General features: G+C 71.4%; 12 protein-coding genes. All 12 read left to right on the forward strand.

Features of this window, described 5'->3' with window-relative positions; all coding sequences use genetic code 11:
- Positions 1-2224 (forward strand): YadA family autotransporter adhesin (locus FZO89_RS17095; protein WP_187471241.1); only part of this gene is annotated, 2224 nt, incomplete at its 5' end.
- A gap of 201 nt (positions 2225-2425) precedes the next feature.
- Complete coding sequence (locus FZO89_RS17100) at positions 2426-4366, forward strand: S8 family serine peptidase (protein ID WP_149104674.1); 1941 nt, start codon at positions 2426-2428, stop codon at positions 4364-4366.
- 164 nt (positions 4367-4530) lie between these two features.
- Positions 4531-6261 carry a type II secretion system ATPase GspE gene (gene gspE, locus FZO89_RS17105; RefSeq protein WP_425480492.1) on the forward strand — a complete coding sequence of 577 codons (1731 nt, stop codon included), beginning with the start codon at positions 4531-4533 and terminating at the stop codon, positions 6259-6261.
- A gap of 68 nt (positions 6262-6329) precedes the next feature.
- Positions 6330-7547 carry a type II secretion system protein XpsF gene (xpsF, locus tag FZO89_RS17110; RefSeq protein ID WP_149104676.1) on the forward strand — a complete coding sequence of 406 codons (1218 nt, stop codon included), beginning with the start codon at positions 6330-6332 and terminating at the stop codon, positions 7545-7547.
- Positions 7548-7873: 326 nt separating this feature from the next.
- Positions 7874-8284, forward strand: a complete 411-nt coding sequence (gene gspG, locus FZO89_RS17115) for a type II secretion system major pseudopilin GspG (protein ID WP_149104677.1) — start codon at positions 7874-7876, stop codon at positions 8282-8284.
- Positions 8285-8313: 29 nt separating this feature from the next.
- Positions 8314-8838 (forward strand): type II secretion system protein XpsH, encoded by a 525-nt coding sequence (xpsH, locus tag FZO89_RS17120; RefSeq protein ID WP_149104678.1) that lies wholly within the window; start codon positions 8314-8316, stop codon positions 8836-8838.
- A 230-nt stretch (positions 8839-9068) separates the two neighbouring features.
- Positions 9069-9485, forward strand: coding sequence for a type II secretion system protein XpsI (gene xpsI / locus FZO89_RS17125; protein WP_149104886.1), 417 nt, complete (start codon positions 9069-9071; stop codon positions 9483-9485).
- A 134-nt stretch (positions 9486-9619) separates the two neighbouring features.
- A complete protein-coding gene (locus FZO89_RS17130; RefSeq protein WP_262378769.1) occupies positions 9620-10258 on the forward strand; it encodes a prepilin-type N-terminal cleavage/methylation domain-containing protein in 639 nt (212 codons plus the stop codon).
- Between the two features lie 5 nt (positions 10259-10263).
- On the forward strand, positions 10264-11118 hold the full coding sequence (locus FZO89_RS17135; protein ID WP_262378790.1) for a type II secretion system minor pseudopilin: 855 nt from the start codon (positions 10264-10266) through the stop codon (positions 11116-11118).
- Positions 11115-12317: a PilN domain-containing protein gene (locus tag FZO89_RS17140; RefSeq protein WP_149104680.1), complete on the forward strand. Its 1203-nt coding sequence runs from the start codon at positions 11115-11117 to the stop codon at positions 12315-12317. Before FZO89_RS17135 ends, FZO89_RS17140 begins: the two co-directional genes overlap by 4 nt.
- Positions 12298-12912 (forward strand): type II secretion system protein GspM, encoded by a 615-nt coding sequence (gene gspM, locus FZO89_RS17145; protein WP_149104681.1) that lies wholly within the window; start codon positions 12298-12300, stop codon positions 12910-12912. The genes FZO89_RS17140 and gspM overlap by 20 nt, the downstream gene beginning before the upstream one ends.
- A complete protein-coding gene (locus FZO89_RS17150) occupies positions 12902-13717 on the forward strand; it encodes a general secretion pathway protein GspN (protein WP_149104682.1) in 816 nt (271 codons plus the stop codon). The genes gspM and FZO89_RS17150 overlap by 11 nt, the downstream gene beginning before the upstream one ends.
- Positions 13718-13719 lie beyond the last annotated feature (2 nt).

Below are 13719 nucleotides of genomic sequence, written 5' to 3' on the forward strand. Positions count from 1 at the left end.
CGAGGTGCTGCTGGACCAGACCACGACGGCATCGGAAGTGGGCGCGAGCGCGTATGGCGCCGGCGCGCAGGCCAACGGTGCGTTCAGTACCGCCAGCGGCGCGGCGGCCACGGCCGACGGGTTGCAGGCCACCGCGATCGGCTACAGCAGCATCTCTTCCGGACTGGCGTCGACCAGCCTGGGCGGGTTCGCCGAAGCCACCGGCGATTTCTCGACAGCGCTCGGCTACGGCGCGGCGGCGAGCAATACCCGCACCACCGCGGTCGGAATCTCCTCGACCGCGAGCGGGTTGAACGCAACCGCAGTCGGGAACACGTCGACCGCAAGCGGCGACAACAGCGCCGCCTTCGGCACCGGCGCCAACGCGACCGGCCTCAACGCAACCGCCATCGGCGGCTCGACCCGGGCGACGGCCGACAATGCCACCTCCGTGGGCCAGTTCGCCTGGGCAACGGCGGCCGGCGGCACCGCGATCGGGCGCGACTCCTACGTCTACGGTGACGGCGTCAACGCCACGGCTGTCGGCCTGAGCGCGTGGGCCAACGGTGAGAGCAGCGTGGCCCTGGGCGCGGGTTCGCGTGCGACGGAAGCGAACGTGGTCTCGGTGGGCAACGGCACGGGCGGTACGCATCCGGCGACAAGGCGGATCGTCAACGTCGGCGACGGCATCGCAGCCAGCGACGCGGCGACCGTCGGCCAGCTGGAGCAGGCGACCGAGCACACGCGCTACTTCGCCGCATCCGGTGGCGCGGACAGCGACAACGGCGCGTATGTCGAGGGCGAGTACGCGACGGCCTCGGGCGAGTCGGCCACGGCGGTGGGCGAAGGCGCTTCGGCCTACGGCAGTGGCGCATTCGCACTGGCACCGCAGTCGACCGCCATGGGCTTCAACGCCTCCGCAAGCGGTGACTATGCGGTGGCACTGGGCACTTCCGCGACTGCAGTCGGCGATGGTGCCGTCGTGGTCGGCCGCGGCGGTGCGGCCTGGGGTTCCGCGGCCGTGGCCGTGGGCTCGGGCACCGCCGCCAACGGGGTCTTCTCGACTGCGATCGGTGCATTCGCGAACGCGGCAGGGACCACCGCCGTTGCGATCGGCCGCAACTCGACCGCGCTCGCGGACTTCTCGTCCGCGTTCGGGGCCGGGGCCTACGCCGAGGCCGAAAACAGTGTCGCGCTGGGACAGGACTCGCTGGCCGACCGCGAGAATACGGTGTCGGTGGGAAGCGAAGGCAACGAACGCCAGATCACCAATGTCGCCGATGGCCAGGTCGCGCTCGGCAGCACCGACGCGGTCACCGGTGGCCAGATGTACGACGCGCTCGACAGCGCCGCGCAGATCATCGGGGGCGGATCGGAGGTGACTGCGTTCGGCACGTTGTCCGCGCCGGCTTTCATGATCCAGGGCAGCACGTACTTCAGCGTCGGCGATGCGTTCGGCGCGGTGGATGCGCAGATCAGCCTGATCGACGGTCGCCTGACCGCGCTGGAGGGCTCGTCGTCGGCGACCGCGTCCAGCGCCAATGCCACCTCGGCGGGCAGTCGCCGCCTTGGCGACAGCGGCGGTGCGGAAACGGGCGCGCAGACCGGAACCGGTGGCGGACTCGCGTCCGGCGACGGTGGCGGACAGGCGGCCGGTGCAGGATCGACCGCGGTCGCCGTCGGCCAGGGCGCAACCGCGACCCAGGCGACCGCCACCGCGATCGGCGACGGTGCCAGCGCGACGGCGGCGGGTTCGGTCGCACTGGGCCAGGGCTCGGTGGCCGATCGTGCCAACACCGTCTCCGTGGGCAGCGCCGGCAACGAACGCCAGGTCACCAACGTCGCGGCCGGTACCCAGGCCACCGATGCGGTGAACGTCGCCCAGCTCGAGTCGACCGCCACCCAGGCCGTGGCCGACGCCAATGCCTACACCGACCAGCGCTTCAACGCCTGGAGCGACAGCTTCTCCGCGTACCAGACGCAGTTGGAGCAGCGTTTCACCGACCAGGATCGTCGCATCGACCGCCAGGGCGCGATGGGCGCGGCGATGCTCAACATGGCCACCAGCGCCGCGGGCATCCGCACCCAGAACCGGGTGGGCGTCGGCGTCGGGTTCCAGGGCGGGCAGAGCGCGCTGTCGCTCGGCTACCAGCGCGCGATCAGCGACCGCGCGACGATCACCGTCGGCGGCGCGTTCAGTGGCGACGAGAACTCGGTGGGCGTCGGCGCCGGCTTCGGTTGGTGACGTGCCACGCGGACGGCAGGCGCCTGGCTGCCGTCCGCATCGGAAAAGGGTCCCCGCGGCGCGCGAAACTGCGCATCCGTCGGTCGCGGGGATCGTGTTCAAACCGCTTGTGATTGCAGCAGACGGTAATTGCGGCGCGCTCGATGTTCCGGTCGCGCCGTCCATGTGCGAGTCGACCCACGTTCCCAGAGAGGGCATTCCATGAAGAAGCGAAACATCCTCCCCTGCACCCTTGCCATCGCCGTGATCGCCGCGATCGGCGCCACCGGCGCCACCGCGGGCAAGAAGGCGAAGTTCGCCGCGGACACTTCCACCCTGTCGGCGAGCCTCGGCGACCAGCAGCTGTTCCACCGCTTCGTCGTGGAATACCGCGACGGCACGCGCGAAAAGACCGACCGCAGCGCCGCCGCGGCGAACGTGACCCGTGCGCTGTCGCGCTCCGGTCTGGCCAAGGGGCGCGCCGCGAGCGCCACCCACCTGCGCAAGCTGGCCACCGGGCAGCACCTGATCAAGGTCTCGCGCAGCCTCGACCGGGTCGAGGCCGATGCCCTGCTGCGCTCGCTCAAGGCCGATAGGAACGTGGTTTCGGTGCGCCCGGACCGCCTGCGCCAGATCGCGCGCGATGCGGTGCGTGCGCCGCGGGTGCAGCCGGCCTACATCCCGAACGATCCGGATTTCCTCGAGTACCAGTGGCACATGCTTGCGCCGGACGGCACCGAGACCTTCGACGGCGGCCCCAACCGCGGCGGCGCGAACGTCCCGGAGGCGTGGGACCTGGCCGACGGCAACGGCGTCACCATCGCCGTGCTCGACACCGGCATCACCGCGCATCCGGACGTCGACACCTCGATGGCCGATGCCGGCTACGACTTCATCACCGATGCATTCGTCTCCGGACGCGACACCGACGACCGCGTGCCCGGCGGCTGGGACCTCGGCGACTGGACGATCGGCTACCCCGGCGCGGAAACCTGCCAGCAGCGCTACAGCTCCTGGCACGGCACCCATGTGGCCGGCACCGCCGGCGCGCAGGCCACCGACAACGGCGTCGGCATGACCGGCGTCGCCTACAACGCCAATGTCCTGCCGATCCGCGTACTCGGCCATTGCGGCGGCTACGACACCGACATCTCGGACGCCATCGTCTGGGCCGCCGGTGGCGAGGTGGAAGGCATGCCGATGAACGAGAACCCGGCGCACGTGATCAACCTCAGCCTCGGCGGTGCGGGCGAATGCACCGCCTACGAGGCCGACGCCATCGCACAGGCCAATGCGCTGGGCGCGGTGGTGGTGGTGGCGGCCGGCAACCAGGGCGCGAACACCTCGGGCTACTCGCCCGGCAACTGCCCGGGTGTGGTCACGGTCGCTTCGAACGGCGTGACCAGCCGCCGTGCGTACTACTCCAACTACGGCGATGGGATCGAGATCTCCGCGCCGGGTGGCGGCGTGTATGCCAATGACGGCAGCGGTGGCACCCAGATCTACGACGGCTTCATCTGGCAGGCGGTCAACCCCAGCGACACCACCCCGATGCCGGCCGACGAGATCTCGCCGGACGGCTCCAACGGTGGCTACGGCGGCTCGGCGGGCACCTCGCAGGCCGCGCCACACGTGGCCGGCGTGGTGGCGCTGATGCAGGGCGCGCGGCTGGACGCCGGGATGCCGCTGCTGACCCCCGCCGAAGTGCTCGACATCCTGCAGGACACGGCGACGCCGTTCACCGTCGCGCCGTCGGCTTCGCAACCGATCGGCCCGGGCATCGTCAACGCCGCCGCCGCGGTGGCCAAGGCGATCGAGCCGCCGTGCGAGGTGGATTGCGAGCCCGACGCCACGCCGATCGTCAATCGCGTGCCGATGTCCGGCCTGTCGGGTACGGCCGGCAGCGAGACGCTGTACAGCCTCGAGGTGCCGGCCGGTGCATCGGGTCCGCTCAGCATCACCACCACCGGCGGCAGCGGCAACGTGACCCTGCTTGTGAGCCTGGACGAGGAACCGACCGAAGAGGACGCCCAGTACCGCTCCGCGCGTCCGGGCAACAACGAGACGGTGCGCATCAACGCCCCGCAGGCCGGCGTCTACTACATCAAGCTGGTCGGCACCCGCGCGTACAGCAACGTGAGGCTGGTCGCCCGCCACAACTGACGCGTCTTCCCGAGTGAACCTGAAGCCCCGGCCATGTCCGGGGCTTTTTTTCGGCCGGGCCCGACGCAGGCCGCGGCCCGCGCCGATGGCGCCGCGGGATGGGCGGTGCTCCCGGCCAAGCTGGTAAAGTCGGGGCCCCCGACGGATGTCCCCCCGTGAACGCGATTCCCGACCCGGTCGCCAGCGAATCCGAGGCCCTGCCGGCCGAAGACCGCATCCTGGCCGAGCTGCTCGCCCGACAGCAGCTCAAGGACGTGGACCTCGCGCGCGCGCGGCGCCTGCAGGACGAAACCGGGGGCGAGATCCTGCAGTTGCTGTCGCGGCTGGGCCTGGTGTCCGAACGCGACCATGCCGAAGCCTGTTCGCGGGCGCTCGGGCTGCGACTGGTCGGCGCCAAGGACCTGCCGCCGGAACCGCCGGAACTGCTGCCCGACGCGCAGCCCCTGAGCGTGCGCTTCCTCAAGCAGTTCCACCTGTGCCCGATCGGCGAGAGCCGCGGGCGGCTGGCGCTGCTGATGGCGGATCCGCACGACGGCTACGCGCTCGATGCGGTGCGCCTGGCGACCGGATGCGAGGTGCAGCCGGTGGTCGGGCTGCGCTCGGAAATCGGCGACCTGATCGAACGCTGGCACGGGCAGGGCCGCAGCGCGATGGGCGCGATCGTCGAGACCGCCGACGGCGAGGGCGGCGGCGACATGGACGACGTCGAGCACCTGCGCGACCTGGCTTCCGAAGCGCCGGTGATCCGGCTGGTGAACCTGGTCATCCAGCGTGCGGTCGAGCTTCGCGCCTCGGATATCCACATCGAGCCGTTCGAGAACCGGCTCAAGGTGCGCTACCGGATCGACGGCGTGCTCGAGGACGGAGAATCCCCGCCGTCGAACCTCACCGCGGCGGTGATCAGCCGGGTCAAGATCATGGCCAAGCTCAACATCGCCGAGCGCCGCCTGCCGCAGGACGGCCGCATCATGCTGCGCGTCCAGGGCAAGGAGCTCGACCTGCGCGTGAGCACGGTGCCGACCGCGCACGGCGAGAGCGTGGTCATGCGCCTGCTCGACCGCGAGACGGTGGTGTTCGATTTCGAGCGGCTGGGCTTCACCGGCGATTTCCTCCCCGCATTCCAGCGCGTGCTGGAGCAGCCGCACGGCATCCTGCTGGTTACCGGGCCCACCGGGTCGGGCAAGACCACCACCCTGTACACCGCGCTGAGCAAGCTCAACACGCCCGACGTCAAGATCATCACCGTCGAGGACCCGGTCGAATACCAGATCGAGGGCATCAACCAGATCCAGGCCAAGCCGCAGATCGGGCTCGACTTCGCCCACGCGCTGCGCAGCATCGTGCGCCAGGACCCGGACATCATCATGATCGGCGAGATGCGCGACCTGGAGACCGCGAAGATCGCGATCCAGTCCGCGCTCACCGGACACCTCGTGCTCAGCACGCTGCATACGAACAACGCCGCCGGCGGCATCACCCGCATGCTCGACATGGGCGTCGAGGACTACCTGCTGACCTCCACGGTCAACGGCATCCTCGCCCAGCGCCTGGTGCGCCGGCTGGAGCCGACCCACGCCGAGCGGTACCCGGCCTCGCCCGAGGAGATCGAGAAGTTCGGCCTGCGCCGGCTGCAGCCGCAGGGCGAGATCTTCCTGTACCGCGCGCGCGGTTCGGCGGTCGCGCCGACCGGTTACCTCGGGCGCACCACGATCATGGAATTCCTGGTCATGAACGACGAACTGCGCCGCGCGGTGATGCGACACGCCGGGATGGGCGAACTCGAACAGCTCGCGCGCAAGCACGGCATGCGCACCATGTACGAGGACGGCATCGCCAAGGCGCTGGCCGGCGTGACCACGATCGAGGAAGTGCTGCGGGTGACGGAAGATGCGTGACGAGTCCGCGCTGGGCGACCCGCGGCCGGTCGCCGACGGCAAGGTGCGCTGCGAGTAGGCCGCCGTCGATGCCCCTGTACCGCTACAAGGCACTGAACACGCGCGGCGAAATGCTCGACGGGCAGATGGAAGCGGCGAGCGACAGCGAGGTGGTGCTGCGCCTGCAGGAGCTCGGGCACCTGCCGGTGGAGGCGATGCTCGCCAGCGAAGGCGGGGGCGTGGCCTCGTGGAAAGCGATGTTCAAGCCCAAGCCGTTCGCCGGACAGCGCCTGGTGCAGTTCACCCAGCAACTGGCCACCCTGCTCGGCGCCGGGCAGCCGCTCGACCGGGCATTGACGATCCTGCTGGAGCTGCCCGAGGAGCCCGCCGCCAGGCGGACCATCCTCGAGATCCGCGATGCGGTGCGCGGAGGCACCGCGCTTTCGAGCGCGCTCGAGCGCCAGCACGGCACGTTCTCGCGGCTGTACATCAACATGGTGCGCGCCGGCGAGGCCGGCGGCAGCCTCGAGGACACCCTGCAGAGGCTGGCGGACTACCTCGAGCGCAGTCGTGCGCTGCGCGGCCGCGTGGTGAACGCGCTGATCTACCCGGCCATCCTGGTGGTGATGGTGGCGCTGTCGCTGATGTTCCTGCTCGGCTACGTCGTGCCGCAGTTCGCAGCGATGTACGAAAGCCTCGACGCGCCGCTGCCGCTGTTCACGAAGATCGTGCTCGCGCTCGGCCTGTTCGTGCGCGACTGGTGGATCCTGCTGCTGGTGGTGCCGGCGCTGGCGCTGTGGTGGCTGGACCGGCGCCTGCGCGACCCGGTGTTCCGCACCCGCTTCGACGGCTGGCTGCTGCGGCAGAAGCTGGTGGGGCCGATGGCGGCGCGGCTGGAGACGGCGCGGCTCGCACGTACCCTGGGCACCCTGCTGAAGAACGGCGTGCCGCTGATGGCGGCGCTGGGCATCGGCAAGACCGTGGTCGGGAACCGGGTCCTGTCCGCCGATGTCGAAGCCGCGGCGGAGGAGGTCAAGAACGGCGTCGGGCTGTCGGCAGCGCTGGGCAAGGGCAGGCGTTTTCCGCGGCTGGCGCTGCAGATGGTGCAGGTGGGCGAGGAATCCGGCGCGCTCGATGCGATGCTGCTCAAGACCGCCGACACGTTCGAACAGGAGACCGGCCAGGCGCTCGACCGCATGCTCGCGGCGCTGGTGCCGGCGATCACGATGCTGCTGGCACTGGTGGTGATGGTGGTGATCCTGGCGGTGCTGGTGCCGATCTACGACCTGACGAACGTGATCGGGTGAAGGATTCATGCGCTGCGCGCGATGATGCGATGCACGACACAGGACTGGAGGCGGAGACGATGCGGAATCGACGGTGGCAGGTGCGGGGCGGGAGTGGTCGGACGCCGAGGGGAGGGGCAGCTGGCGGGCATGGGTGGCGGGATCGTTTTTCGCGCGGGCGATTCGCTGGTATCAGCCGTGGCGACGGCCTCATTGATGACACGGCGGTTGGATCTGCGCGGCGCGGCGGCGGCCTTACTGGCAGGAACGCGGTGGGTGCACGGCAGCCGGAGGGCGTTAGCGGCAGGCGATTCACTTGTGTCAGCCGTGGCGACGGCATCACCGGTATGAAGGCGGTAAGCGCATGGCAGCGCGGATTCAGTCTGATCGAGATCATCCTGGTGGTGGTCCTGATCGGCGGGATCGTGGCGTTCGCGGCCACGCGCATCCTCGGCGGCGGCGATCGCGCCAGGGTTCGACTGGCCGAGGCGCAGGTGCAGACGCTGGCCGAGAAGGTCCACCAGTTCGAGATGGACACCGGCACCCTGCCGGCGACCCTGGACCAGCTGGTGGTGCAGCCCGGCGGCGCCGTCGGCTGGCTGGGTCCGTACGCCAAGGAATCCGAGCTCAGGGATCCGTGGAACACGGTCTACGAGTACCGGGCGCCGGGCGACGGCCAGCCGTTCGACATCGTCAGTTACGGCGCCGACCGCAAGCCCGGTGGCGACAGCGTCGACGCCGACATCCGCAACGATTGAGCGACGATCCTGCCGGGGCGGGCAGCAGCATGCACAGCATTCGCCGCCCGCGGGGATGGCCGTGGCTTCGCTGCACGCCGCGCGCAGCGCGCGCCCGGATCGCCGCGCGGCAAGCTGGCTTCTCGCTGCTCGAGATGCTGCTGGTGATGGCCCTGATCGCCGCCACCGGCCTGCTGGCGGCCGGTGTGCTCACCGGCGGCTTCGATCGCATGGCGCTGCGTTCCAGTGCCAAGGAACTGACCGCCCAGCTGCGCTTCGCACGCGCGCATGCGATCGCGACGGGAGTGCCCCAGCGGTTCACCGTGGATCCCGCGGCGCATGCCTGGCAGGGCGCGAACGGACGCGGCGGCGACTTCCCGGAACAGCTGATCGTGCATTTCACCGGTGCGCGCGAGGTGCAACCGGCCGAAGGCGTCGGCGCCATCGTGTTCTTCGGCGACGGTGCCTCGACCGGAGGTCGCCTGCAGCTGAGCCTGCGCGACGCCGCCTGGAACATCGATGTCGCGTGGTTGACGGGCGAGGTCACGCTGCGTCGGGGCGAGGTGGCGCGGTGAAGATTCCGCCGCTTCCATGCCGATGCCGTGTGCGTCCGCTGCCGCCCGGTGCACCGCGCGGAACGGTCGTCGCCGGACATGCGCCCGGCGTGCGCCGTGTCGACGGCCGGATACCGCCGGTGCCGGGGCTGCGATTGCGGGTGGAGCAGCTTGCGCCCGGAGGCGGCTTCGACAGGGGACGAATCGGTGTGCGTCCTGCCGCCCGTTTCGACGGCCGGCGGCCGGCGGGCATGCGCCAGCGGGGCTATACCCTGCTCGAGATCATCGTGGCGTTCGCCGTGCTCGGTCTGGCGCTGACACTGCTGCTGGGGACGCTTTCGGGCGGCGTGCGCCAGGTGCGCTGGTCCGCGGACGTTGCGCGCGCGGCGCTGCATGCGCAGTCGCTGCTCGACGAGGTGGGCGTCGGCGAGGTGCTGGTGCCGGGGAGACGCGACGGCGAGTTCGAGGGCGGCCGCTACCGCTGGGTCCTCGACGTGGCGCCATACGTCGATCGCGCGCGGCCTCCCGGGCAGCCGGTCGATCCGTTCGCGCCGCAGTTGCTGCAGTTGCAACTGGTGGTGACCTGGGGAGAGGGCGGTCCGCGCGAAACGCTGCAGCTGCAGTCGCTGCGGCTGGTGCAGCCGGATCCGTCGGGGGTGGCGGGGTGAGGCGGTGTAGATCGATGAGTGCACGGGTGCCGAAAGGTGGTGTTGGCGGGCGATTCGTTGGGATCAGCCGTGGCGACGGCATCATTGGCGTGCAGCCGGTTGGTGCACGGCAGCGCGGCGACGGCCTCACTGGCGTGAAATCGGTCAGTGCACGGCAGCGCGGATTCACTCTGATCGAGATCCTGCTGGCGACGACGCTGCTTGCGGCGGGCCTCGCGCTGGGGTTCGCCACCCTGCGCGCGGCAACGGCCACGGTCGATCGCGGAGAGGCGCTCGCCGACCGCACCGAGCGCATGCGTGCGGTCGAGGGCTTCCTGCGGCGGCGGCTGTCGTCGGCCACGCCGATCGCGTTCGCGATCGAGGAGGACAGCGGCCGCATGGTCCGTTTCATCGGAGAACCGGACCGGATCCGCTTCGTCGCCGATCTGCCCGATTACCTCGGGCGCGGCGGCCCGCACCTGCACGACGTCGCGGTGATCGACGGCGACGCAGGCCCCCTGCTCGCGGTCTCGTTCTCGATGGCCATCGCCGGCGGCACGATCGAGGACCGCAATGCGCGCCCGCCCGAACCGCTGGTGCCGGACCTGGTCGAGGCGCGCTTCCGCTATCGCGGCATCGGCGAGGATGGCCTCCTGGGCGAGTGGGACGATCGCTGGGAACAGGTCGACACCCTGCCGCTGCAGGTCTCGGTGGAGCTGTCCAGCCGCAGCGGCGGCGCCTGGCCGCCGCTGGTGGTGATGCTGCCGCAGCGCATGGGCGGGATGGTGCCTTGAGCGGCCTGCGCACCCGTACGCGCGGCGCGGCGCTGATCCTGGTGCTGTGGCTGACCGCGCTGCTGGCGGCGCTGATCGGCGCATTCGCGATGACCGCGCAGATCGAATACCTGCAGACGCGCACGCTCGGCAGCGGTCTGGCCGCCGCGCAGGCCGCGCGCGCCGGACTCGAGTACGCGACGACGCGGGTGTCGCATCCGGATCCGCTGCGGCAGTGGTTGCCCGATGGCCGCCCCTACACGTGGCGCTTCGCGGATGCCGAAGTGGAGGTGCGCATCGTCGACGAGTCGGGCAAGCTCGATCTCAATGCCGCCGACGCGGCGAGCCTCGCGTCGCTGATGCGCGCGGTCGGGATCGAGCCGGACCCGGCCGATGCGGTGGCGGCCGCGATCGTCGACTGGCGCGACTCCGACGATCTGACCCAGCCCCAGGGAGGCGCCGAGGATCCGCAGTACGCGGCCGCCGGACTGCCCTGGGGGGCCAAGGACGCGCCGTTCGAGACCGTCGCCGAAGTCGAGCAGGTGCTGGGAATGACCCCGGACATCTATGCGCGCCTGGTCGAGCACCTGACCATCCACAGTGGCCTGCCGATCCCCGATCCGCGCTTCGCGACCTCGGCGGTGCTGGCATCGATGGGGATCGACGCCGAGCCGGTGCTGGCCGATCGTGAACGTCCCCCGCAGCCGGGCGATCCCTCGTTCGTGGGCGCAGGCAGCGGCACGTATAGTATCGACAGCCGTGCACGGCTCCGGGACGGGCGCGAATCCGTCCTGCGTGCCGTGGTCCGGCTCGGGCCCAGTGGCGTGCCCGGGTCGGCGTTCACCGTCATGAGATGGGAGGAAGGCGCGTCGCCGCGATGATGGCCGTCGTCGAACAATCCGGAACGGCGTCGTCGGGCCTGCGCGGTGGTTTCCGCCGTGTCGAGGGTTCGCTGCGCCCGCGCCTGCGCGACTTCCGCGCCTGGTGGACGCGCTCGCTCGCGAGCTGGCTGCCGGCGCGCCTGCGCGACCTGTTCGGCTTGTCGCCGCAGCGGCTGCTGCTGCGCCGCTCCGGATCCGGCCTGGAACTGTCGTTGTGGCGCGGCGAGGGCGTGCGCCTGCTGGCCGACGTGCCGATGCCGGAACCCGCGTCCGGCGAGGGCGATCCCCTGGCCGCGTTGTTGTCCCCGCGCATGGCCGAGGTGCCGCGCTGGCTGGTGCTGCCGGCGTCGGCGGTGCTGCGCCGCCGGCTGACCCTGCCTGCGGCGGCTGGCGAGCGGCTGCGCGAGGTGCTCGGCTTCGAGATCGACCGGCAGACGCCCTTCACCACCGCCGAAGTGAGCTACGACGCGCGCGTGCTCGGCCACCGCGGCGACGACCAGCTCGAAGCGGAACTGGTGGTGGTGCCGAAGGCGAGGCTGGATGCGGCGCTCGAGGGGCTCGGGCCGCTGGCGCCGACGCTCGTGGGCGTGGACGCCGCCGACGCGACCGGCGAACCGCTCGGCGTCAACCTGATGGGCGGCGCGCAGCGGCGCCGGCGCGACGATCCCTGGCGTCGCCGCAATGCGGTGATGCTGCTGGTCGCGGCGGCGGCGCTGTCCGCCGGGATGTGGCAGATGCTGGCCAACCGCGAGGCGGCCGCGGAGGTGTTCGCGCAACAGGTCGACGAGGCGGTCCGCCAGGCGCGGGCCGCGTCGCTGCAGAAGCGGCAACTGGTCGACCTGGTCGAGGGCGGCGCGTTCCTGCAGGCCACGCGCGCGGGCAGGCCGACCATGGTCGAGGTGATGGACGAACTGGCGCGGCGACTGCCGGACGGCACCTACCTCGAGAAGCTTTCGGTCGAGGGCGATCGCGTCCTGCTGATCGGGCTCAGCAACGAGGCGTCCGCGCTGGTCGGCCGGTTGCAGGGGTCGCCGCTGTGGACCTCGCCGGCCCTGGCCGGCGCGTTGCAACCCGATCCGCGCACGCGCATGGACCGTTTCACCCTGACCGCGACGCTGACGACGGCGTCGACCGCGGTGACGGATGCGCGGGGCGGAACCGCGACAGCGGAGGCGGCGGATGCAGCCGGAGCCCGCTAGCCGCGACCGCTGGCTGGCGCTGGCGATCCTCGCCGGCTTGCTGGCGCTCGCCTACCTGCTGCTGGTGCATCCATGGTGGACGGTGCCGCTGCTCGAGACCAACGCCCGCATCGAGGCCTTGCGCGAACGCGACCTGCGCGCGCGCATGGAGCTGGCGCAGGCGCCGGAGGTGCGCAAGCGCCTGGACGCCGCCCGCGCCGCAGCGGGCAGCGCGCCGGGCTTCATGGCCGAGGCCAACGTGCAGCTGGCGACGTCCGCCCTGGTGCAGCGCCTTGAGCAGGCGGTCTTGCAGGCCAGCCCCGGCAACCGCAGCTGTGCGATCAGCAATCGCCAGCCGATGAACGACACCCGCGCCGAGCGCTTCCCGCGCGCCACCGTGCAGGTGCGCCTGACCTGCGGCAACCCGGAGCTCGCCGCGGTGCTGCACTCGCTGGAGAGCGGTTCGCCGCGCCTGTTCGTCGACAACCTCAACGTCCTCGCCCAGCGCTACCAGTTCAGCGGCAACCAGGGCAGCGGGGGCGGGGTAGACGCGAGCTTCGACCTGTCCGGCTACCTGCAGCCGGTGGCGGGGACGGGAACGACCGATGCGCGCTGAGGATGCCGGCGCGCGCACCTGGCTGTACGCCGCGCTCGCCGGCTGGGCGCTCTGCGTCTGGGTGCTGGCGATGTTCGGCATGGGCGGCAGCATCGACCGGCTCGACGACGACCCGTCGCTGCGCCAGACGCTGCCTGCGCCGGGCTCGCCAGGTGCCGAGCGGCTGGGCCCGCTCCCGCAATACGGCGACATCGCCGCTCGCCCGCTGTTCACCGACAACCGTCGCCCGCAGCCGTTCGTGATCGACCCGATGGGCGAGACCGGCGAGGCGGGCAACGATTTCGACTACATGCTCACCAGCGTGCTGCGGACGCCGGATCTGCAGATGGTGATCCTGCAGCCGGGCGACGGCGGCGACCCGGTGCGGGTCAAGCAGGGTGGCGCCCCGGACTCCGCGCCCGGGTGGGTGCTGCAGTCGGTGGAGGCGCGCCGGGCCGTGTTCGCCGGGCCGGAAGGCGAGCGGACGCTGGAGCTGCGGGTATTCGACGGCGTCGGCGGACAGCCGCCGACCGCGCTCGCGACGCCGGCGGCCGAGGCTTCCGGCATGCCGGGTCCGGCGGCGCCCGCGGTCGCCGACGCCGACATGACGGGTCCGGCGCGCGCCACCGGCGGCGCCCAGGCGCCCGAGCAGAGCGGCCCGCAGGGGCCGGGCGCGTCCGCGGAGGGCGCCGCCGATGCCGCAGCCCAGCAGCAGGCTGCGCAGGAGCAGGTGGAAATGATCCGGCGCCGCATCGAGGAGCGCCGCGCGCGGCTGCGCCAGGAAGAATCGGCGCGTTCGAACCAGCCAGCCAACGAGACCAAATAGAC

Source organism: Luteimonas viscosa, from assembly GCF_008244685.1.
Lineage (GTDB): Bacteria > Pseudomonadota > Gammaproteobacteria > Xanthomonadales > Xanthomonadaceae > Luteimonas > Luteimonas viscosa.

Bases quoted from the DNA above. Each gene is read 5' to 3' on its own strand.
- FZO89_RS17100 (WP_149104674.1), top strand. From the start codon at position 2,426: ATGAAGAAGCGAAACATCCTCCCCTGCACCCTTGCCATCGCCGTGATC.
- xpsF (WP_149104676.1), top strand. From the start codon at position 6,330: ATGCCCCTGTACCGCTACAAGGCACTGAACACGCGCGGCGAAATGCTC.
- gspG (WP_149104677.1), top strand. From the start codon at position 7,874: ATGAAGGCGGTAAGCGCATGGCAGCGCGGATTCAGTCTGATCGAGATC.
- xpsH (WP_149104678.1), top strand. From the start codon at position 8,314: ATGCACAGCATTCGCCGCCCGCGGGGATGGCCGTGGCTTCGCTGCACG.
- xpsI (WP_149104886.1), top strand. From the start codon at position 9,069: ATGCGCCAGCGGGGCTATACCCTGCTCGAGATCATCGTGGCGTTCGCC.
- FZO89_RS17140 (WP_149104680.1), top strand. From the start codon at position 11,115: ATGATGGCCGTCGTCGAACAATCCGGAACGGCGTCGTCGGGCCTGCGC.
- gspM (WP_149104681.1), top strand. From the start codon at position 12,298: ATGCAGCCGGAGCCCGCTAGCCGCGACCGCTGGCTGGCGCTGGCGATC.
- FZO89_RS17150 (WP_149104682.1), top strand. From the start codon at position 12,902: ATGCGCGCTGAGGATGCCGGCGCGCGCACCTGGCTGTACGCCGCGCTC.